Source organism: Paenibacillus sp. EPM92, assembly GCF_016586185.1.
Lineage (GTDB): Bacteria > Bacillota > Bacilli > Paenibacillales > NBRC-103111 > Paenibacillus_G > Paenibacillus_G validus.
In genome coordinates this window covers 87112-108487 of sequence record NZ_BCPS01000025.1, presented here as the reverse complement: position 1 = coordinate 108487, position 21376 = coordinate 87112, and the positions used below count along the sequence as shown (strand labels likewise).

21 protein-coding genes are annotated in these 21376 nt (G+C 40.9%); all 21 read right to left on the bottom strand.

All coding sequences use genetic code 11. From position 1 onward, the window contains the following. Window positions 1-18 precede the first annotated feature (18 nt). Window positions 19-1647: a glycosyltransferase gene (locus JMF85_RS05200; RefSeq protein ID WP_201317852.1), complete on the bottom strand. Its 1629-nt coding sequence runs from the start codon at window positions 1645-1647 to the stop codon at window positions 19-21. Next, window positions 1644-3290 (bottom strand): glycosyltransferase, encoded by a 1647-nt coding sequence (locus JMF85_RS05195; protein WP_201317851.1) that lies wholly within the window; start codon window positions 3288-3290, stop codon window positions 1644-1646. Before JMF85_RS05195 ends, JMF85_RS05200 begins: the two co-directional genes overlap by 4 nt. An 80-nt stretch (window positions 3291-3370) precedes the next feature. Then, window positions 3371-4726, bottom strand: a complete 1356-nt coding sequence (locus JMF85_RS05190; protein WP_201317850.1) for a glycosyltransferase family 2 protein — start codon at window positions 4724-4726, stop codon at window positions 3371-3373. Between the two features lie 15 nt (window positions 4727-4741). Next, window positions 4742-5632 carry a transketolase family protein gene (locus JMF85_RS05185; RefSeq protein WP_155615211.1) on the bottom strand — a complete coding sequence of 297 codons (891 nt, stop codon included), beginning with the start codon at window positions 5630-5632 and terminating at the stop codon, window positions 4742-4744. After that, the gene (locus tag JMF85_RS05180) at window positions 5629-6420 is read right to left on the bottom strand and encodes a transketolase (protein ID WP_230876231.1); all 792 of its coding nucleotides are present in this window, start codon (window positions 6418-6420) and stop codon (window positions 5629-5631) included. The genes JMF85_RS05185 and JMF85_RS05180 overlap by 4 nt, the downstream gene beginning before the upstream one ends. Next, the gene (locus JMF85_RS05175; RefSeq protein ID WP_201317849.1) at window positions 6381-7457 is read right to left on the bottom strand and encodes a class I SAM-dependent methyltransferase; all 1077 of its coding nucleotides are present in this window, start codon (window positions 7455-7457) and stop codon (window positions 6381-6383) included. Before JMF85_RS05175 ends, JMF85_RS05180 begins: the two co-directional genes overlap by 40 nt. 51 nt (window positions 7458-7508) lie before the next feature. Further along, window positions 7509-8441 carry an NAD-dependent epimerase/dehydratase family protein gene (locus JMF85_RS05170; RefSeq protein ID WP_155615209.1) on the bottom strand — a complete coding sequence of 311 codons (933 nt, stop codon included), beginning with the start codon at window positions 8439-8441 and terminating at the stop codon, window positions 7509-7511. Next, on the bottom strand, window positions 8438-9655 hold the full coding sequence (locus JMF85_RS05165; protein WP_127609060.1) for a class I SAM-dependent methyltransferase: 1218 nt from the start codon (window positions 9653-9655) through the stop codon (window positions 8438-8440). The genes JMF85_RS05170 and JMF85_RS05165 overlap by 4 nt, the downstream gene beginning before the upstream one ends. Window positions 9656-9674: 19 nt before the next feature. After that, the gene (gene rfbG, locus JMF85_RS05160) at window positions 9675-10742 is read right to left on the bottom strand and encodes a CDP-glucose 4,6-dehydratase (protein ID WP_127609059.1); all 1068 of its coding nucleotides are present in this window, start codon (window positions 10740-10742) and stop codon (window positions 9675-9677) included. A gap of 18 nt (window positions 10743-10760) precedes the next feature. Next, window positions 10761-11528: a glucose-1-phosphate cytidylyltransferase gene (rfbF, locus tag JMF85_RS05155; RefSeq protein WP_127609058.1), complete on the bottom strand. Its 768-nt coding sequence runs from the start codon at window positions 11526-11528 to the stop codon at window positions 10761-10763. 23 nt (window positions 11529-11551) lie between these two features. Further along, on the bottom strand, window positions 11552-12550 hold the full coding sequence (locus tag JMF85_RS05150; protein WP_201317848.1) for a UDP-N-acetylglucosamine 4,6-dehydratase family protein: 999 nt from the start codon (window positions 12548-12550) through the stop codon (window positions 11552-11554). Next, window positions 12547-14418 (bottom strand): motility associated factor glycosyltransferase family protein, encoded by a 1872-nt coding sequence (locus JMF85_RS05145; RefSeq protein WP_127609056.1) that lies wholly within the window; start codon window positions 14416-14418, stop codon window positions 12547-12549. The genes JMF85_RS05150 and JMF85_RS05145 overlap by 4 nt, the downstream gene beginning before the upstream one ends. After that, window positions 14405-15016 (bottom strand): DUF8042 domain-containing protein, encoded by a 612-nt coding sequence (locus tag JMF85_RS05140; RefSeq protein WP_155615208.1) that lies wholly within the window; start codon window positions 15014-15016, stop codon window positions 14405-14407. Before JMF85_RS05140 ends, JMF85_RS05145 begins: the two co-directional genes overlap by 14 nt. A gap of 158 nt (window positions 15017-15174) precedes the next feature. After that, window positions 15175-16407, bottom strand: a complete 1233-nt coding sequence (locus JMF85_RS05135) for a flagellin N-terminal helical domain-containing protein (RefSeq protein ID WP_201317847.1) — start codon at window positions 16405-16407, stop codon at window positions 15175-15177. Window positions 16408-16578: 171 nt separating this feature from the next. Then, window positions 16579-16806, bottom strand: a complete 228-nt coding sequence (gene csrA, locus JMF85_RS05130) for a carbon storage regulator CsrA (protein ID WP_397375737.1) — start codon at window positions 16804-16806, stop codon at window positions 16579-16581. Window positions 16807-16834: 28 nt separating this feature from the next. Then, complete coding sequence (fliW, locus tag JMF85_RS05125; protein WP_236595743.1) at window positions 16835-17266, bottom strand: flagellar assembly protein FliW; 432 nt, start codon at window positions 17264-17266, stop codon at window positions 16835-16837. A 110-nt stretch (window positions 17267-17376) separates the two neighbouring features. Beyond that, the gene (locus JMF85_RS05120; RefSeq protein WP_236595739.1) at window positions 17377-17943 is read right to left on the bottom strand and encodes a DUF6470 family protein; all 567 of its coding nucleotides are present in this window, start codon (window positions 17941-17943) and stop codon (window positions 17377-17379) included. Window positions 17944-17954: 11 nt separating this feature from the next. Next, entirely contained in the window at window positions 17955-18875 is a 921-nt protein-coding gene (gene flgL / locus JMF85_RS05115) for a flagellar hook-associated protein FlgL (RefSeq protein WP_127609052.1), read from the bottom strand. Between the two features lie 25 nt (window positions 18876-18900). Next, window positions 18901-20505 carry a flagellar hook-associated protein FlgK gene (flgK, locus tag JMF85_RS05110; protein ID WP_201317846.1) on the bottom strand — a complete coding sequence of 535 codons (1605 nt, stop codon included), beginning with the start codon at window positions 20503-20505 and terminating at the stop codon, window positions 18901-18903. Between the two features lie 28 nt (window positions 20506-20533). Continuing rightward, window positions 20534-21034 (bottom strand): flagellar protein FlgN, encoded by a 501-nt coding sequence (locus JMF85_RS05105; RefSeq protein WP_155615204.1) that lies wholly within the window; start codon window positions 21032-21034, stop codon window positions 20534-20536. 21 nt (window positions 21035-21055) lie between these two features. After that, the gene (gene flgM, locus JMF85_RS05100; protein WP_054796328.1) at window positions 21056-21322 is read right to left on the bottom strand and encodes a flagellar biosynthesis anti-sigma factor FlgM; all 267 of its coding nucleotides are present in this window, start codon (window positions 21320-21322) and stop codon (window positions 21056-21058) included. Window positions 21323-21376: the final 54 nt, after the last annotated feature.

The window sequence follows — 21376 nt, the reverse complement described above, 5'->3', positions numbered from 1 at the left end:
CCCCCACTCGTTTCCTAGTTAGTAGCTATAAAACCCTATAACTGGAACATTCAATTCCATACTCTCCAGTTGCTCCATGATTTCTATCTCCCAATCCGACACGATAATTATCATTTCTAAACCGACAATATCTATGATCTGGTTCGGAGACGTTACTGGTATGCCATCAATGACTTGACCCCATTTTTTTGGATCATTATCCATAAAACCGATAATCTTTACATCTCGTATAGCTAAATGTCGACAGATCATTAGTCCAAGATGTCCAGTACCGAATATAGCTACCTTTCTTGCACCAACAGTATGTAAATGCGCCTCTATACGCTTGATTTGCCTTGGTATCATTGGTTTTCTTAAGAAACCTTTATCCTGAGGTCCTAGAAGAGATAAGTGATCCGGTTTTACAACACCTGGCGAAGTACGATGCCGGGCAATTACTTTGTAATAATCGTATACTTTCTTGCAAAAAGTCTCAACCGACGGCAATACCGGAATTTGTTTCGACCAAGATGTTAATGTCTCAGGAAAAGCGGTGATTTTTTTCATTAGCAAAAGCAACTGTTCTATATTTCCCGCTTCAAACAAAGCCCCGAACTCCGGACCAATCATTTCGGGAATGCCTCCCAAATTTGACCCTATAACCGGAGTATGATACTGGAGTGCTTCTAGGATGACTAGCGGCTGTTCCGGACAAATCGTTGGAACAACCAGAACATCTATTTCATCAAAAATAGCCTCTAGCTCGTTGGACTGATATGAGCCCTTCCAAAAAACATTAGGTATACTGCCCATTATTTTTTCAATAGTTGGCCGATATAACGGATCAATGGATCCATAAATGACCAATCTTGAATGAGGATCATTCAATTGACGAAATGCCTCTAGAAGAATATGGGGGCCTTTATGTACAAGCAAATTGCCAATAAATCCAAAGGTAACCCCGTTCTTGTCATGGTTGATTTTCAAACTTGTTCTATCCAAAGAATCTAAAGATGTATGGATGGAAACAACCTTCTTGTCATCTAGCCCCTCTTGTAATAATCTATTTCTTATAGCATCGGATACAGTCACAATTAGATCTGCTTTCTTGTCCAATGCGTCTGTGATAAATTGGTATCTAGCTACAAATGGCATTACTTCAGTTCCAACATGTTGATGGGCTGAATCGAAACACCGGATACATCTTGTGCCAAGGTTGGGACCGTCACACAATTTTAAATCCGAGTTTATAAGAAAACTTCTGGGACAGATGGACCAGTAGTCATGTAAAGTGACCACCGTCGAAACTCCTTTTTCTTTGGCTGCTCCCAGTAATGAAACGCCTAGGTCGGATAGATGCTGAAAATTAATAACATCCGGCTTTTCCGCATCTAAAAAATGCTCAAATTTAGAGGTTATGACTGAATCGGCAAAACAATCTTTCAGAGGATCATAGTTGAGCTTCATGCCCATATCACATTCTATAAATCGATAATGAACCCTTGGATGATCTATCTCTTTATGTTTTACTGCTTCTTGACTAGAACAAAATATTAAATTAATGATTTCTATGTCGGAATCCAATTGAAGCAGCCCGCCATTTAAGACAGAAACGTAACGATCTACACCTGTTACCCCATGGTAAGGAAAGGCTTGGACAACCTTCATGATTTGAAGTTCTCACTCCGCTCAATTCTGATTTTAGACTCCTGGTCAACAACTACGAGGTGCTTTGCTTCTCGATAAGCCTTATGTTCCAAATAATCAAAGTATTGAAAGACAAAGCTATTTTTGTCTACTTTCTCATATGCCGCCACTTCTTTAGCCAAGTCCCCATGTTTCGTTAATATGAGAGGTACCGAAAACCATCTGCATAGTGGGGCCAACGCATGGTATCCCATGACATCATGGACGTGGATCACATCCGGCTTTTGGTCTGATCTCAAGATCTTCAACATTAAATAACGGAGTAACATTTGGCGACAAGTGAATGCAGCGATTTCCCCGCTTTTAGGAAATATGGCCGCAAAGATTTTGCGAAAATGAATTAATAGCATTACTCTTAAGTTTAAATTTACCATCCCGAGAGACATTACCTGTACCTGAAAACCCGTATGACTGGAGCAAGTCTGCAGTAATTCGATATAAGATTGCAAGCCTCCTATCGTCATATCGAAGATTGTGGTCACTATTGTTCGGATAGGCCGATTAGGTGCATCGACAACTGTCTCGTAAATCTCCATGTGCTTTTTACAAAAGACATCCGGTGACAAATTCTCTCTATAATATCGGTATGCATTCATTCCTAGTTGAGCTCTTTCATCCGGATTATCCATTAAACGTTTGAGAGCCGCTGCCAGTTCAACAGAAGAAGCTGGACTTACTAACAAGCCATTATGACCATGTTGTATTACGTAGGGAATACTTCCCGTCTTTGTTGCAACCAATGGTTTTTGCGCGGCCATAACTTCAATTAAGGAAATGGGCATGGCTTCATTTAAAGACGGCAATACAAAAATATCACATTGCTCTAGGAAAGGTTTGATATCAGCTTGAAACCCCAGAAATCGCACAAACGATGTCAAGGATTTTTGTTCACAAAAAGATTTTAAAGACTCAGTCTCAGGTCCTCCACCTATTAGTAAAATTTCAAACTGACGTTGATCTTGTATCAATAATTGAGCAGCCTCTAATAAATAACGATGACCTTTAATGGGATCCAACCTTGCAATACATCCAATCTTAACAACGCCGTTATCGTTCGGTTGCACGATTTCTCTAACCTTTTGAAGTCGTGTAGTCCCTCCGATAACCTGAACAGAATCCAATGGGCGACTTGTCCGATTTGCCTTATAATATTTTACAAGAAGTGCTCGGATATAGTTAATAAGGGTGATTAGAAATACAGGAATTACTGCTAGTATAAAAATCACGGATTGGATCCATAAACGAATCCTTAGCTCCGTTATTGTTTTTAGCTTTTCCGGACCATGGTCATGGTATTGTAAAATATGAAGCGGCTTAATTTGATCGGCAATCCGCAGCAAGTTTTTATATGTGGTTGAACCATATAAGCTATAGGGGAGCAAGATCAGATCATATTTGTTATCTCTAAGCTCTTCTAACAATTGGCCGGGGATTTTCTTCTTATCCAAAAAGCCTGTATACTCCAATAAGTAATAATTCCGGAACGGCTTTTCTTCACGATCCCAATCTACGTTCCCTATATAATCTATCTCCACATCCACATAATGCTTTTTCAAATAATCAAGCGCCGCCTGGCATATCGGTTTTGGTGCTGTGCGAAACATTAAGACCCTCATGTGTACTTTCAGCCCCTAAGTGGGATTCTTAATTTTGCTGGATATTTTGCAAACCCGATAGTCGTTTTTCAACTTAACCCTTTTAAACTTAATATTCTTGTATTTATATTTAATTGGTTTCTGATTTGATCTATAATTTCATCAACATATTTTATTGATGCAATAACAATTATATCGACATGGTTTTCCTTTAAATAGTCAGGAGAGCGTATAATAAACTTATTTTGAAATACAGTCCCTTGCAAGGTCTTATTATTATCAATAACTACCTTGACCTTACGTGCGAGGTTGTCTGAGCTCGTGTATAACAACCTGCAAATTTCTCCACTTCCCCATACAGCAATCGAGATATCATCTTTATCTGAATATGCTATTATCGTTGATACAAGCATCTCAACCAGATATTCTTGGTATGTCTTTAATCTTTGAACGAAATGTCTTGTCTCTTCAATAAATGAATTAAAAAATATTTTATTATCATTTGCCCATTGCATAGCTTCCATAACCATTTTAAAGTGAGAAGGATCGTTAGACTCTTCAAGGAGTTTAAAACAAACAGTTCCACATTGCTTTAGATAATGATTACGGACAATATGAAGATACTCTTCCGAAACACCTATTTCCTCATAAAGTTCAATGACATCTTTCAGTCTTAGTAATAATATTTTAGGCAAATGCCCTGACCATTCTTGACTCCCTTGTCCTAATAAGACGATGGGATCTCCAATATAATAAACAGGTTTGTTAATCATGGAAATAGCAACAATTTTTAAATGCGGATAGGTCATATCCAATCTGGAAAATTGATTATCCGCTATTTTATCAAATTGAATACAATTTGAATATTGTAGCCAAGTCGTTCTTCTAAAGATACTAGATACGATGGCAGTAAATAAATAAGAAGGCCAATCCGTATCAATCCCCAGCAAATGCTCCCAATTATTTAGCTGTTTTTCTGTCAAATCTTTTGACAAACACTCTTTCAAACTAGGAGTATAAGCTGAATTAAAATTATCAATAATGTCGTCTCTCTCTTTGATTTGTTTTGTAAAATAGTTGATAAAAAAATAATCAATCAATTTATTTTCTTTAATGATCTCTACTATCTTATTGACCTTACCTTGCCGCACCATATCATCGTCGCCTATAACCCAACAATATTCCCCTGTTGCGATTTCTTCGATTGCTGTAAATATATTTCCTACGGCACCCATATTTTCATTGTTTCTATTATATTTAAAGCTTCCTGTTTGAAGGGCTTGCCTAACTACTTCTTCCGTTTGATCTGTTGACGCGTTATCTGAAACGACAAGCTCCACATCTTCCAGATCTTTAATCTGAGGCAACAGAGATTTGAGCGCTTTTTCAAGTAATGACGCCCTATTATAAGTAGGAATAATGATAGTGAGTAGCGGTTTTTTCATTTGTGCCTCCAACTCTTAAATAGAAGGTCTAACTAACCCAAGTTTTTCTCTTAAGAAATCTTGACTGCCGACATAATGCGAATACACATCAGGTAGCCCTATCCTCTTGAACTTAATTTTCTTCTCACTTTCTGCCACAATCTCTGCAACTGCGCTCCCTAGGCCTCCTACAATGTTATGTTCTTCCAAAGTTAGGATGGGAAGTCCCTCTTCAATGATCTTATTAATCATTTCCACATCAATTGGCTTTACGGTTGGCATACTTATAAGTCTGACCTTTACGTTTTGTTCGTCCCATTCTTTGACCCATTTCAAACCCAATTCCAACGTATTGCTTGTCGTTATTAAAACTAAATCATCACCTTTTGTTACTTCAATCGCTTTTCCTAAAGAGATTTTAGTGCCAGGACTGTGTATTTGAGGCTCATTATTTTTACCAAGTCTAATATACATAGGGCCTTGATGATAAAAGCTTGCATTAGTCAGTTCTCTAACTTCCAATGGGTCACCCGGAGCGCAAACCGTCATATTAGGAAGCGCCCGCATAATTGCAATATCCTCTATAGCGTGATGGGTTGCGCCTTGCGGACCATATGATAACCCAGCCCCGACTCCAACCAGTCTTACATTAGTATTCATATAAGCGACATCAATACGAATTTGCTCAAAGCATCTCATTGTTACGAAAGGCACTATACTGTAAACATAGACAATTTTTCCTGAAAGGGCCAGGCCTGATGCAACACCTACAGCGTTTTGTTCAGCAATCCCTGCATTTAAAAACCGCTTAGGAAACTCATCCCTGAATTTCTCTAGGACAGAAAACCCCAAATCTGGAGTGATTAGATAGATTCTGTCATCTATTCTGGCTTGTTGCATTAATGTATCTAGAAAGGTAGTTCTCATAATGCACGGCTCAACTCTTTCAGGGCTTTTTCTAATTCTTGAGTATTGGGCGATTTATAATGCCATTCAAGTTTATCTTCCATAAAACTAACACCTTTGCCTTTTACAGTATGAGCAATAATGACTTTTGGATTCATGGTTGCCGGTTGATTAAAGCAGCTTTCGAGGTCAAATATGGAATGACCATCGACCTCAAGAACATCCCACCCAAAGGACTTCCATCTTTCGGCTAGATTTTCCTGGTTAATTATATCTTTGGTGTTTCCAAAGCCTTGCAGCTTATTGCAGTCAATAATTGCTGTAATATTATTCAATTTATTGTGCGACGCTAACATAGCCGCTTCCCAAACACTTCCCTCATTACATTCGCCGTCGCCTAATAAAACATAAATGTTCCCGGGATTATTATCCAGCATATTGGCGATTGACATTCCCACACCAACAGATAAACCATGACCTAAAGACCCCGTTGACAGCTCGATGCCAGGCACAGCTTTCATATCGAGGTGACCCGGTAAAATTCCATCATCGATATAATACCGATTTAAAATTTCCTTCGAAAAAAAACCCCTCTCCGCCAAAGTGGAGTATAGGGCAGCACTTCCATGCCCCTTACTTAATATGAATTTGTCTCTATCCGGCTTTAGCGGATTCTCCGGATCTACTTTCATTATTTTGAAGTAAAGAACGTATAAAATTTCTACTATCGATAAGCATGTGCCGACATGCGACGATTTTGAATAGTGGGTCATATAAATAATGGATTCTCTGATATTTTTAAGATGCATGGTTCACCTCCCAAACACATAATATCTCCTTGAAACATATATTTGTTCCTTAACAGCGAGATGATTTCATCCTGATACGAGACAGCAAAAATAATAATTAGCTCATTGTCATTAATGGCCTCGAAGCTTGGCGTAACGATTAGGGCCGAACTATTACAGATATATTTATTGTGCTTATGAGGATCTGAATCAAAAATATGTTTCAAATTTAAATCCTGACCAATAACGGTTAGAATAGCTTGTGCTTTTGCACCGGCTCCCCAAGCAGAAATGTGGTTATATGTCTTGGAATGATCAATAATATACTTAAAGTCATTCACTCTTTTCTCGGTTAAATTCGGTTTCTTTTCTTTTTTCCTTAAGTAAATCTCTAAATAATCGTCTTGGAAACTCTCTTGAACTTTAATCACATTAAAATTTGCTCTTTCAGCCAAGTAGCATAAACTCATAGATGTAAAATAATTTAAATGATCCGAAAACAAATCAAAATATCTGCCCTCCGACAACATTTTTTGAGCATTTGGAACTTCAATTAATCCCACCGCATCATCATCCATTAAATCATACGCAACCGATAAAATTTCAAATGGGTTAGGTAAATGTTCGAATACCTGTCGGGATACAAAAGCATTAAATAAATAATTAAATTTTATATCTCTTGTTAAATATTCATTTATTACTTGAAGTCCTTTTTTTTCGCACTCAAAGAAAAATGTTTTTGACGGCTCAACACCGACAACGTTAGAAAATTTATTTTTTGAGTGATCCATGAAGTTGCCATCCCCACAGCCAATCTCCAAGAAATTGACCGGCACTTTACATAACTTGAAAAGTTCATTCACTTGTTTTTTTTGATGATCTTGCATTTTCTCTGAGTAACTGGCTGTCATGAGATACTCTTCATAATAACTGTCAATATTAACATCCGGGATTTGATAGTGCCCACACCTGTTGCATTTATATAAATCTAAATCTACACCCTTTGATGCCGTTGGTGTATCATATAGTTTCGAGACTTCTCTCGCACTATCAGGCACCTTTAGGAATAGCTCCATATGCCAATCACATATTCTACAATTCACTGATACTCAACTCCAATTATCTTTTTTCAGGCTATTAATTAAGTTGCCTAAACCGACTCTTAATTCAGTCCTAGGTCTCCAACTTGTGTCCTTCGTGATACGTTCAATGTCCGCTTCTAAATGCATGACTTGATCTTGTCTATATGGAATTTGGCCAAACCCAAGTGATAGGTTTGGGTTTATTAAATTTCTTGCTTGTTCCATAATGCTTCTTATAGGCAAGCTCTGGCCGGAACCCAAATTATAAACGCCTGAAGCTGTATTAGATTCCGATAAATTTACTAATGCTTCAGCAGCATCCTCAACATAAAGATAATCCCACAGCTGTTCCCCCAGGGTTAGCGCAGGTGTTTTATTATCAAGCATCGTTTTTATGGTATCTGTTAATAACCATCCACTGTTATCATATGGTCCATAAGTACTGAAAACTCTAACCCATACTGCCTCAATGCCTATTTCCCTTGCCAATATTTGCGAAGAATTGCAGGTTGCCAATTTAGCAACCCCGTACATTGTTGTCGGATGAGCAACATCCGTTTCTTTGATCTTCTTATTAAGAGGACCGTATTCAGCTTGAGAACCTGTACCAATCCACTTCGTGCAGTTTAAGGACTTTGCCAATCGTAACGTTTCGAGACTGTAAAGGACATTATTCATCTGTTGAATAGAGTTTCTTTCTAGATTGCTAACTCCATCCCAAGCTAGGTGAAAAAAACACCTGAAATTTAAATCTAAATTGGAAAGCTGTTTATACCATCCACTAACATCATTTAAATTCCCTGGGACTAATATAATATTCTTATGATTAGACAAACGCTCTAAACTACTTTCTTTTCGGGTAATAACAGCAACCTTATATTCCTTTTTCAATAAACTTTTTACCAGCCAGGAACCAATGAAGCCCGTAGCCCCTGTAACTATAACAGCTTTGCTTGTCATAGTACCTCCAATAGAGATACTATGCTCTTAGGAGGGTTAGGAAGTGCATTCACATGTTTTGATATTTCATCCATGTATCCATAGCTAAATACGATTAGAGTATCAACCGGCTGTTCTGACAGAAAGGTTGTCGGAACAACGGGAATGTTCGTTTTAGGTGTAAACTTCCCATGAAAATTATGATTTTGATCGCACAAATATTTCAAGTATTTCGCATTATTTAAAGCAGCTAATGTCATAACTCCGCGGCCACCTGCCCCATAGCCGGCAATTTTTTTATTTGCTTTAATTTCTTGTTCAATAAAAAGATCCAGCTCTTTTATCCCGGTTTCTAATCGATTGGAGAAGCTATTGAGATCGTCCAATGTTTGATGTACACCTTGAGTTTCAGATTCATAAGTAATTTTTGAATTTTCGTTAGCCGCAACGATCAGCAGTGAATTTCCTCTTCTGCTTTGAAGAGGAACTAAATTATCTGTAATTAGCTTATAGCCACAGCGTTTTAGTAGTTGTTCCATTGTTTTCAACGATAAATAAACGGAATGTTCATGCTCAAATAAGCAATATTCTCGCTTAGCTATGATTTGATCTAAGTCGTGAACTTCGATAATGAGCAATCCGTTATCAGGGTTTAATATGTCTTTTACGGATAATAAAAAATCAACCGGGTTTGGAATATGGTCAAAAGTATAAGTTAAAAGAATGACATCAGCACTTGAAAATTCTTTGGGGATATACTTACTTGCATCATTATCAAAAAGGCCCGTATATACCGGAACTCCACGTTGCCTACTAATCTCCGTTAACAGCTCTGACGGTTCAAAACCAAATACATTTGCGCCCAATTTTTTATATTCTAACAGCTGACTGCCATCACCAGAACCTACTTCAACTACTTTCAACCCTGGCTTGAGGTTAAACTTATCTATCGTATTTGTGGCAAGCTGCTGCATAAATTGATTCGCAAAACCGGATTTTGTAACTGTATATGAATATTCTTTGTAGTATGATCCGTAATCAATATCATGAAGTGTCTGACTAACTTGGCAGTCCAAACACACATAAATGTTGATATCATGTAAAAAAACCTCTTTGTTGACCTGCTTTCTAAGATCATCTGTCATAGGCATTTGAGGTAAATGTACCCACTTCTTTAAATTCGTACTCTTACATACCCTACAACTATCTCTATAACTTACAAAAACATCAGACATCTCTAATTCACTCCCGAATTTAGTTCGTCTTATTTCTTCCCATCAAATATTCATTTATTTGGCTCAGTGTATAGGTGTGCATGTCTTTACCTTCAATCCAAGCCGTTGTCCAATTAACCACTTTATCTAAGGCTTTGTCTATCTCCCAAACAGGTGTCCAGTCAAGAATAATAGATGCCTTAGAACAGTCTAACTTTAAATTAGTTGCTTCATGTAATTCTATATCATTTTGAATTTCAAAGCTGCCGGATCCCCATTTTTCAGAAAGCTTTCTAACTACGTTCTCAACAGAAATAACATCAGAATCTCTTGGACCGAAATTCCAGGCTCCTGAGTATTTATGATCATCTTTATATAATTTCTCCGCTAACAATAAGTATCCGAATAATGGTTCCAATACGTGCTGCCACGGCCTAACTGCATGTGGTTTTCTAATAATAATTTTGGTTCCCTTTATTAATGCCTTTATAGAATCGGGAATCAATCTGTCGGTTGACCAGTCTCCCCCACCTATCACATTTCCGGCACGAACGGTCGCTACCCCTATACCTCTCTCTGCAAAGAAAGATTTTCTGTACGAAGTTGTAATAAGATCCGAACAAGCTTTACTTGCCGAGTATGGATCATGTCCACCTAGAGCATCTACTTCCCTATAACCCCAAACCCACTCTTTATTCTCATAACACTTGTCAGTGGTTACATTAAGAATAACTTTTAAATGATTACTAGTCTTTAGGATCTCCAATAAATTCACGGTTCCCATAATATTTACACTATAGGTTTCCAGGGTATTAATATACGATTCACGAACAAGGGGTTGTGCCGCCATATGAATCACAACCTCAGGTTCAAATGACTGTATTGTATTTCTCAACAAATCATTGTCTGCTATATCCCCAATTACAGTTGGTATCAGAGCATTTAATCTACAGACGTTAAACATATTCGGTTCTGCCGCAGGTTGTTTCGAATAACCCATGACGTCAGCCCCTAATGAAAGGAGCAAAATCGAGAGCCATGAGCCCTTAAAGCCAGTATGGCCTGTAACTAATACCCGTCTTCCATTCCAAAATTGTTTGTCTAGCATTTGTCCCTCTCACCATCCCTACCATAATTTCCAAGGGGCTTGGTTTGAACTCCATAACTCTTCAAGTTTTATCTTGTCTCTTAAAGTATCCATGGGCTGCCAAAACCCATTGTGTCTGTAAGCAGATAATTGACCACTGGAGGATAACTTTTCCAACGGGTCTTGTTCCCATACGGTCATGTCATTAGGAATAAGATCCAGTACCTCTGGTTCAAGAACAAAGTAACCTCCATTAATCCATGCACCGTCACCTTTCGGCTTTTCCTGAAAACTTGTAATTTTGTTTTCACTGAAATCAAGTGCCCCAAATCGGCCTGGGGGTTGCACGGCTGTTAAGGTTGCCAATGTAGCTTGTTTTTTATGGAAATGTATTAAATCACTTATGTTAACATTTGATAATCCATCTCCATAAGTAAAACAGAAAGTTTCGTCTCCGATAAACTTCTTAACTTTCTTAAGACGCCCACCTGTCATAGACTGTTCTCCGGTATCAACCAAAGTGACTTTCCATGGTTCTGAATTATTCTGAAGGACTTCCATACGATTATTTTTCATATCAAATGTCACGTCAGACATATGCAAAAAATAATTTGCGAAATATTCTTTAATTAGATATCCCTTGTAACCAAGACAAATAATAAAATCATTTATCCCGTAATAAGAATAAATCTTTAAGATATGCCATAGTATAGGCTTTCCGCCTACTTCCACCATGGGCTTGGGACGAACGGATGTCTCCTCACTTATTCTGGTTCCCAGTCCTCCAGCTAAAATGACTGCCTTCATAATCATCCCCCAAAATTAACCGATTATATTAATACTTCCGTAAGGAGCCAGTCTCTTAATAAATTTTGCGGAATAGAGCTATTCTCTTGTGGCATTGGTTTAGAAACGATGTTGCCACTGCCCCATTGCTTTCCGGCAAAAAGCGAAGGAATGATATACATCTCTGCTTTTTCAAGGGCAATTCTTGACTCATCTTCCGTCATTAATTCCTCATACATCTTTTCCCCTGGCCGCAGGCCGATTTCATTGATTTTAATATCATGTACGGGAAGATTGTTTTTCGCACATAGTTCTTCTATCATTACAGTTACTAAATCAGACAACTTTACTACAGGCATTTTTAAAACAAACACCTCTCCGCCACTAGCTAATGCATTAGCTTCAAGCAGTAACGAGATGGCTTGAGAGGAAGTCATCATATATCGAACCATATTTAAGTCCGTTACAGTAACACATCTGTTCTCAAGAATTTGTTTTTTAAATAAAGGGATAACCGATCCTCTAGATCCCATCACATTCCCAAATCTCACCGATGAGAAGACCGTTGATTTAGGGCCTTTTTGATACTCTGCAGCGGATATTAATCGCTCTGCAGTTAATTTGGTCGCACCATAAGTATTAGTTGGAGATATAGCCTTATCCGAGCTGGTAAACAGTACTTTCTTTACGCCAGACTGCATGGCCGCCTGTATAACATTCTGCGTTCCAATCACATTGGTTTGAACAGCCTCAAACGGATTATATTCACAGGCCGGCACATGCTTCATCGCGGCAAGATGAAACACGTAATCAATATCTTCCATCGCCCGTAAAATTCTTTGATAATCCCTAACATCTCCAATTAGAAACCGCAGCTTTTCTTGTTGATCCTGAAAATCAATATTCATTTGATACTGCTTGAATTCATCACGGCTAAAAATACGAATTACCTTCGGATTGTCTTGTAATAACCGCCTAGTCAGATGATAGCCTATCGTTCCTGTACCGCCGATGATAAGTATTTTTTTATTATGATAGATCATACTGCCGCTCCATATTGATTCAATAGATTTTCCGTGACTTCGTTAAACATCGGTGTTACTTCTCGAACATCTTCTAAACATCCGTCTAGATAAGGCTTAAATAGTTCAGCGATGGCTTTGGCTTTAATCACTTTACTTTTCTCTAACCGTACCGCCTTAGCCTCGAGCGCCCTTATTAATAAGTCGTTCTGAAGTCGGTTCATTGGCTTTACGATAGTATTGTAAAAAGCGTTATTCTCCAAATCCTTTATTAGCAATTCGAAATTTTCCAGTTTTCTATCTAATTTATTGGGAGAAGACAATATGTACGTGCTTTTTAGAGTCTTCGTAACAGCCACAAGAGATTCTAAAATTTCGCCAACCCGCTCATGCTGTTGAACCATATATTGCACTCTCTCTACTACGAGTTGAAGCGAATAACTTTGTTTATTTTGATACCAATCCGTCACAACCTGCTTATGCTGCAATCGTTCCTTTACCAGCTCATCGATCGTGATAAAGGTGGTTCCCTCAATATGGGCCCCGCCTTTTGTCGTATTATAAATATTAGTCATGCCATGCAATCTGATTACCGATTCCATATGAGTTCTCATTCGATCAAAGCCAGGACTAGTATAAATATCATTACCGTGTACGTCTTTAATCAATTTAGCATTCGCTAACTCTTCTTCTGTCAAACTTGACGGTCTGTATTCGTAACCGATACCCTTGGAATAAAACTGATCTCCTTTGTACGCCAAATTTTGTCCAGCTAGAATAATCGGGTTACATCCTAATTTGTGAAGCAGTTCTAAAGCTACTACTGCAATCGTTGGTGCATCCGACACTTGCTCTAATGGCCTGCCATCGTTTCGATTAAGAAAAACCGTGGCCAAAGTATCCTGACTCGTAATCATATGAGCTAGCGGGCCAGGATAATGTTCGAGAGTTTCATATCCTACACTGCTTCCGTAAAACAACGGTATCGAGGTAATTTGATGTTTCCTTACATCCTCAAATACATTGAGGTTCCACGGCATCGGATCATATGTACACGCTGCATCCGGGTATATACCATGTCCGATTAACGCTTTTATGGCTGATCCTACGCTAAATATATAAGCGAGACCGTTCTCCCTAATATAACGTATTGTAGGAATATCCTCTTCTAAGGATGGACCCGCCGCTACAACAATAGCCGGCTTATCCTTAAACTTATCTTTAAAATCTTGAATAATGTTGGGGGTTTTTATAGTGTAAGGCAGATTTTTTAGGCAATTCACGGTCCATCGCTTTTCAAACCTGAAATCGGCTGAAAAAGAAAACATTTGAAGATTTAGAGCTTCTCTAAACTGATTAACAAAGCTCATATAACGGACTGGATTTAGTTGCTCATAGCTTGGCAAAGTTACAAGCAACGTCTTACCGCTTACACTAGAAACGAAATCTCGTATAAATATGCTTTGGTCCTGCTCGTCTCTAGCAATATAAACTTTGCGCAGGCGTTTAATCGGTAAGTCTGCAAGAGACTTTTGAGACAGATATAGACGAAAAACTTCAAATTCAGGCTCATATAAAGTAAACGTTAAGTGAGGAAATTTCTTTAACAGCAAATCAACATGGTACCCCAACCCTACTCCATAGAAAAAAACATGCTCAAATTCGTCCAGTTGCTCAAATTGTTTGATAAACTGTTCTGATTCATTTAGCGGATTGTATTTGCTGTGTAAATAAATGGACCGCCCATTAGCACCATATACAACTGTATTTATTCCATTTTTTGCGGATTCCAGATGAAACGAACCTTCATTCTCGGAAGGCTCTTGAAGTTTAGCAATTGCCCCGTAGAAATTTTCTTCCAGCCACTTCATGTTCTTAGTTAAGATCATCACGCACAACCTCTTGATCAATAATCATGCTTATTTGAAAATGTAAAGATTCGTATCGAGGCAAAATCTCATGGGTTAAAATATCGCCAACCAGTGTCCAATCCCCATGTTCCATCGCTTGTTCCAAATCAACTAAAAAAGGGTGAGTTTCAAAAAAAGTTTGTTTGCATTGATCCCAACCAATCGGCAGGTGACAAGAAATCGTTATGTTCTCTAGCATGCGCTGTATCCATTCAAACCCTTCAGACCATTGCTGAAACAGTGTCCAGGTATCTTCCGAAGGCTCTCGGTAGAACTGCGACGACATTTGCTTTAGAGCCGGATTTGCCCGCATTAAATATTGCTCTGTAGAGAGCAATAAATTATCCCTGATTTCTTTTCTGGTAGCAACCATAGGTTTAATCGTACTATACCGGCCAACTTCTTCTTCTAAGTGTTGTATGTAATCGTCAAATATTTCTTTATCGTCAATTTTTATCCCATACAAGACCAAGTTTCTTTCTGCTAGGAGGCGCTCCATATCTTGGAATAATGCTTTAAGGGATCCCGCCTTTGAGTCATAATTAATACTCAACTCCTGAAATATCAGTTCCAACATGACTCCCCCATAAATGTCTTTTATCGTCGTTTTATATCAAATTTTGCAATGCTCGATGCTACTATTATCGGATTTTTGAAAACAAAATGTTAGAGGTATTATCCGGAATATAAAAAGAGATCCTAGCCATACTAGGATCTCTTTGGTAATAATTTTCATTAGCCCAACAATTGCAGAACGCCTTGTGGTTGTTGGTTCGCTTGTGCCAACATAGCTTGAGCCGCTTGCGTAAGGATGTTGTTCTTCGTGAAGTCCATCATCTCTTTCGCCATATCTACATCGCGAATACGGGATTCGGATGCCGTCAAGTTCTCGGATGCCGTTCCCAAGTTATTGATCGTGTGCTCCAGACGGTTTTGCATAGCTCCCAATTTGGAACGCTCTGCAGATACCTTCTGCGTAGCTTCGTCAATCGCTTTGATGGCTACGTTAGCTCTATCTTGCTTATCAATTTTCAGGTCTTTCACACCAAGTGCAATCGAGCCCATATCATTAACAGACAAGGAGACATTCTCATCCGTGTTCGAACCGATGTGGAACAGCAAGCTGCCGTCTTTTACTTGCTTGTCGAACGCACCGGAAGTTTCCGTGAAGGAAGACAATGCTTTAGTAGCTGCCGAATTGATGTTACCGCTGCTGTCCTTGACAGTAAGAGTCAAACCATGGATGGCATTGGCAAGACCTGTGTTGGAAGTAAGGGAGATGTTACTATTGCTATCAACAGCAACCGTAGCGCCGCTCAGTGTTGTTCCGAGTGTATTAAAGGTATCCGAACCATTGAGGGTCGCAGTGTGGAAAGTACCGCTGGAAACCCAGGATACTTGAATGGTGCTGCCGCCGCTGATTCCCAGGGACTTACCGTTGACATCTGTCAACGCACTGAATGCAGTGGTGGCCGCTATTGGAGAAGCACCACCGCTAATAGCTGTGTTTGCAGATACATTACCGCCGGAAGCCGCATGCTTAGAAGCCAATTTGCCGTCCAGCAGACTCTTCGTGTTGAACTGTGTGGTGTCACGGATACGGTCGATCTCTTTAGTCAACTGATCCATTTCGTTTTGAAGGTTTTTACGGTCTTGGTCCGTGTTCGTATCGGAGGAGGATTGAACAGCAAGTTCACGCATACGTTGCAGAATGCTGTGAGTCTCGTTCAATGCGCCCTCAGCCGTTTGGATCAAGGAGATACCGTCTTGAGCGTTGCGGCTAGCTTGGTCCAAACCGCGGATTTGGCCGCGCATTTTCTCGGAGATGGCAAGACCTGCTGCGTCGTCGCCGGCACGGTTAATACGAAGACCGGAAGACAGCTTCTCCAAAGATTTGTTAGCGCCAACTGTGTTCGTACCCAATTGACGATGTGTGTTCAATGCTGCAATGTTGTGGTTAATTCTCATTTCATTCTTCCTCCCTGAAGGTAAGTTTCATCCACATCCATGTGGAATCTATGTGCCTATTGATAAGGTCGGCCGCCCTCTCAAAATTAGGCCCTACGTATTATATCGGAGGTCGATTTTAAAATGTTAATAGCAATTTAGAAAAAATTTGTTGATGAATGTAAAACCTTGTTACTGGTCCCGCTTCTTGAAGAGCGCGCTCAAAGCGTCTAAGTTCACAGCACTTTTGGATGCTTCTTCGTTGGATTGCTTAATTGCTAAGTGCACCTCTTTACGGTATACCTGAATGTGTTTTGGCGCTCTTATCCCGACTCGAACGGATTCCCCCTCGGTACCAAGGATAACAAGCTCGATTTGGTCCCCGATCATGATGGACTCTCCCTTTTTACGCGAAAGCACTAGCACGGTTCATCACCTCTTTTGGCAGTTATTCCGAAACAGCTAATTCAAATAGCTTATGCTTGGTTGTATACACCGTATCGTGAAGAACCACCTGTTTAGCAAGCATTTTCTTCGTATTAATCACGATGGGAGCAAGCAGATTGGCCGTCGCCTCCTCCAATTTATCTTGAACCGAAACAATGGATTTAATGGCCAAAACCTCCGGGCTGTCAATCTCAATCTCCTCTTGAACACCTCGAGGAACCTCAAATTCATAGCTTTTAAAAAATACAAACGGGTCTGCCAATATAAAATGAAGCTCTTGATCTTCGATCGATTGCAGATAAGAAAAAGGTACACTCGGATCGGGTTCAATAATCGTAAACTTCTCATGATCTTCAAATCCCGGAATGCCGCCCGGAAAGCGAATGATCTGATCGTCACGAATTTCGATCTCTCCAAATAAGACTGTTTCCACCTTGACCAATGCTACGCATCTCCTGTTCTTTCTGAATTTCATCTTCCGTATAAACGAAAAAGCCATAGAACCAATGTCTACAGCTTTATTATGCGCTAGAAAGGATAGGATTACATTCTCTCATCCAGCCGAGGAGGTATAATCTCAACGCTTGGATACTGTGCAAGATAAATATCCAGTTTCCCTCTATAATAATTGTACTCCGGACGATTAGGATGCGTCTCTATGTTTACAGACCCTTCGCTGGTCTCAATCTCTAACGGTCCTGCATCGTATTTTACATCGACGTTGTCGAAAGAAGCTTCGCCCATGATTTTAAATTCAAAAAAATCAAACGCTTGATTACGGGCGATTTCTGCAAATGCGTTTGCAGGATTAGTAATCTGCGCCATTCGGTTGCCATCCGCTACAATCTTCGCAATTCCTTGTAAAGCAATGCCCTTGGATTGACTATATATCCGATTCATGACCGTAAGAAAGGGCCCATGTCCGACGGCGTCAAAAGCCCTGCTTTGATCAATCGAGAGCTTCCCCTCACCCGCACGAATATCTTGCTTCGGACGAGAAGTGGTAATCTCCAAGGAGGCACGCGGCTGCCTCATATGCTGCCGTCCCAAATCGGCATCGATACCCAGCTTTCCGTATTCCTGCCTAATTTGAATTCTGGGAATATCCACCAATAGCCCCCCTAGCGAAGGAAATCCACCAAGCTGGTACTAATGATTTTCGACCCTACCGATAATGAGGCTTGATACACATTTTCATCTGTTTTTAAGTTCGTGATCACCTCGGCTATGTCCGCATCTTCGGTTTTCGACTGGAGCGTCTGAAGATTCGTATTGATATCTTGAATTCGAGCCTGGGCAAGCTCAATCCGGTTCAGCTTCGCTCCCACATCCGCTCTAGCCTCGAGGAATACATCCATACGGGTATCCAAGCGGCCTAAGGCATTCTCAATACCGGGAATGCTGCCATCCTCCAGCGACTTCGAAAGATCGTCCAACACGCGGAAAAGGTTATCGTTATTTTGCTTAACCGGATCGTTCGGATCATACGGTTCGCCAAACACTTTGTTACCCGGCATATTCGCCGCAATTCGAACGCCTACGCCAATCTCGAACTTGATTTCACCGTGGTCCACGGTAGCTCCCGCCGCAGTCGCTTCTTCATAAGGCGCCTTATCGGTCAACTGGCCGTTAAATACGTACTTGCCATTAAACTCGCTGTTTCCGATGTTAACTAGCTGGGCTCTCAATTGGTCGATTTCGCTCTTGATCGCGTTCAGAGCCTGTTGAGGGTTCGTCCCGGTAGCCGCTTTGACCGTCAACTCCCGAGCCCTCTGCAGCACCTCTCCGGACTGAGCCAGCATCGTGTCCGTATATTCAAGCCAGGACACCGCTGCATCGACATTAGTCTCATACTGATCGTTCGCCGAAAGCTCGCTTCGATAACGAAGAGAGAAAGTAATACCGACCGGATCATCCGAGGCTTTATTAATTTGACGTCCGGTTGATAGCTGATTCTGATGATTATTGATACGGGTCAAGTTGGTATTAATGTTGCGAAGCAGTTGATTATTTAACATCCCTTGGGTTACCCGAGTAGTCATGAGTGATCCTCCCCCTTGTTACTTATTAACGGCCGACCACACCCATGCCATTAATCACTTTATCAAGCATTTCATCAAATGTCGTAAGGGAACGCGCCGCGGCGCTGTATGCATGTTGATATTTGATCATATTCGCCATTTCTTCGTCCAACGAAACACCGCTGACCGCTTGCCTGCGCGATTCAACCTGATCAACGAGAATCTGCTGATTTGCTGCCTGACGCGTAGCCTCCTGACTCTGAACGCCCAGCTCGCCGACAATCGATCGGTAAAATTCATCAAATGTCCCGTCGGTCAGCACCGGCCTTCCAGTAGCGCTCGGGTCAAAGTTGATACGCTTGGTGCGCATATTAGCCAAAAGAAGGGCCATATCGTTGTTGCCTTTGACCACTGTTTCTTGACCTGCATCAAGGTAGGTCCGTGCCGAGGACGAAATATTGGCAACGTCATTCAAAATGACGGAATTAATCGTAACGCTCTCCGCATTAAATTCGGTATATCCAGGCTTAAGCGCAAAGAAAGCCGTACCGGATCTCAAAGGTGAATTTCCCCCGTAACCGAGTTGATGAAGACCGTTAAATCCGTTGACAATCACATCCACGTTATCCCCAAGCGTACGGTCTGCAATCGACCCCGTATATATTTTAGGCGTCGTTGTGCCATCCGGGTTTACGATGTTCAGCGTGGTTCCTTCCGGAACGACCATATCTTTGGGCAAGGTCACTTTGACTTCGCCTTCAACAAGTACCTTAAGCATACTGTCCAGTTGAAATTGATAATTGGAAACATAGTAATCACGGGATTGAATCATCCCGTTCACTTCGCCCGAGTTCAAATCTCCCGACACGGCCGCAGCCTCCAAGGACTCTCTTGTAAATGTGGTAGACACTTGGTTGCCGCTTACCAGTTGCAAATTTCCAAGCCTGACGTTATAGCCTCTGTCTTCTTCGGTATAAGAGACATTCATAATTTTTGAGAGATTGTCCATCAGCAGATCACGTTGATCGCGAAGGTCGTTAGCGTCGTTACCTAGGCCCTCAATCCGGTAAATTTCATCGTTCAGACGTGAAACCTGCGTTAGAATCTGGTTCGCCTCGCTTGCTTTCACTTCGATGTTCTGCGTCAGGTCACCGGACAAATCCTTCAATTGACGAGACATATGGTTGAAAGCGTCCGTCATGGCAAGCGCCCGCTCTTTCACAAGCACGCGAGCGGTCGTATTTTCCGGCGTCTTGCTCAATTCCTGCCATGCATTCCAGAAACCTTCAATCGTTTGGCGTATCCCGGTGTCCGAAGGCTCGTTAATAATCGCCTCCAGCTTCTCAAGCGTATCCTTCCGGATGGACCAATCGCCTAAATTTTTATTCTCATTATGAAACTGATCGTCCAAAAATCGTTCCCTAACCCTCTTGATGTGGTCGAATTCCACACCTTGTCCCATTTGCCCAGGCACATTACTGCGCATGAGACCCGGGTATTCGATCGGACGCGAAGCTACCATATTGACCACTTGCCGGGAATATCCCTTCGTATTCGCATTCGCAATATTATGACCCGTGGTCGTCAAAGCCGCCTGCTGTGTAAACAAGCTGCGCTTTGCAATTTCAATCCCGCCAAAGGTAGAACGCATGAAATGAAACCCCTTTCGCTACCGCGTCTTATGCTCTTGTATCAAAAAGTCCAGGACGTTTATAACCGGAAGGCTGATGCTGTGGCCTGTGATACAGGACATCATCTTCCGGCGGGCCTACGATAAGGTCCAAAGAATAGTTGACGAACGCCAGCGAGTGCTCAATCAATTGCTGATTCAACTGATTTTGCTCTCTTAATTTTCGAATCGTATTCAACAATTGCCTCTGGGCCTCGATCAGCTTTTTCTTATCCTCGGCATCAAAGATGATCTTGGTAAGATCGCTTACGGTTACACGCTTGTTAGGCTTAAAATTCTTCTCGATCATGAACTGGCCTATCGCCTCTACCCGGTCCGCGTCAAGCTCTCCGATCTGCTTGATCCATTTATTTTCTTTCGTGACGATTTGCGTTAAAGCCTCAACGTCATTTTGGATTAGCGCAGCTTTCTTCAATTCCGCTAATTCCAGCAAGGAGAGATGGACATCGTTCAGTGCCGCCATAATTCGTATCAAAGCCTCAAATGCCATGCTCATCACCCTCGTTGTTTATCACTTAAGAAATGGAAATATTTTCTCCGCAAGCGTCCGCGCATCGACATGATACGTCCCTGACGACACCGAATTTGTCAAAGCTTCAATCTTCTCTCTCGAAGCCGGGCTCGCCCCCCGCGTCTCCAGAAGCTCCTTCGCTTCGCTCGAAATTTCCACCTGATCTTTCTTCTTGCCTATCCTCTGGCCTGTCGAGGCCTGCTGCGATTCTTGGTTCTTCTTATATTGATTAACTGCGCCGACCGGGTTACTACCATTGATTTTCATCAATATCACCTCATTCACATTCCATACAAATAATAAAACCCACCAGTAAAAGCT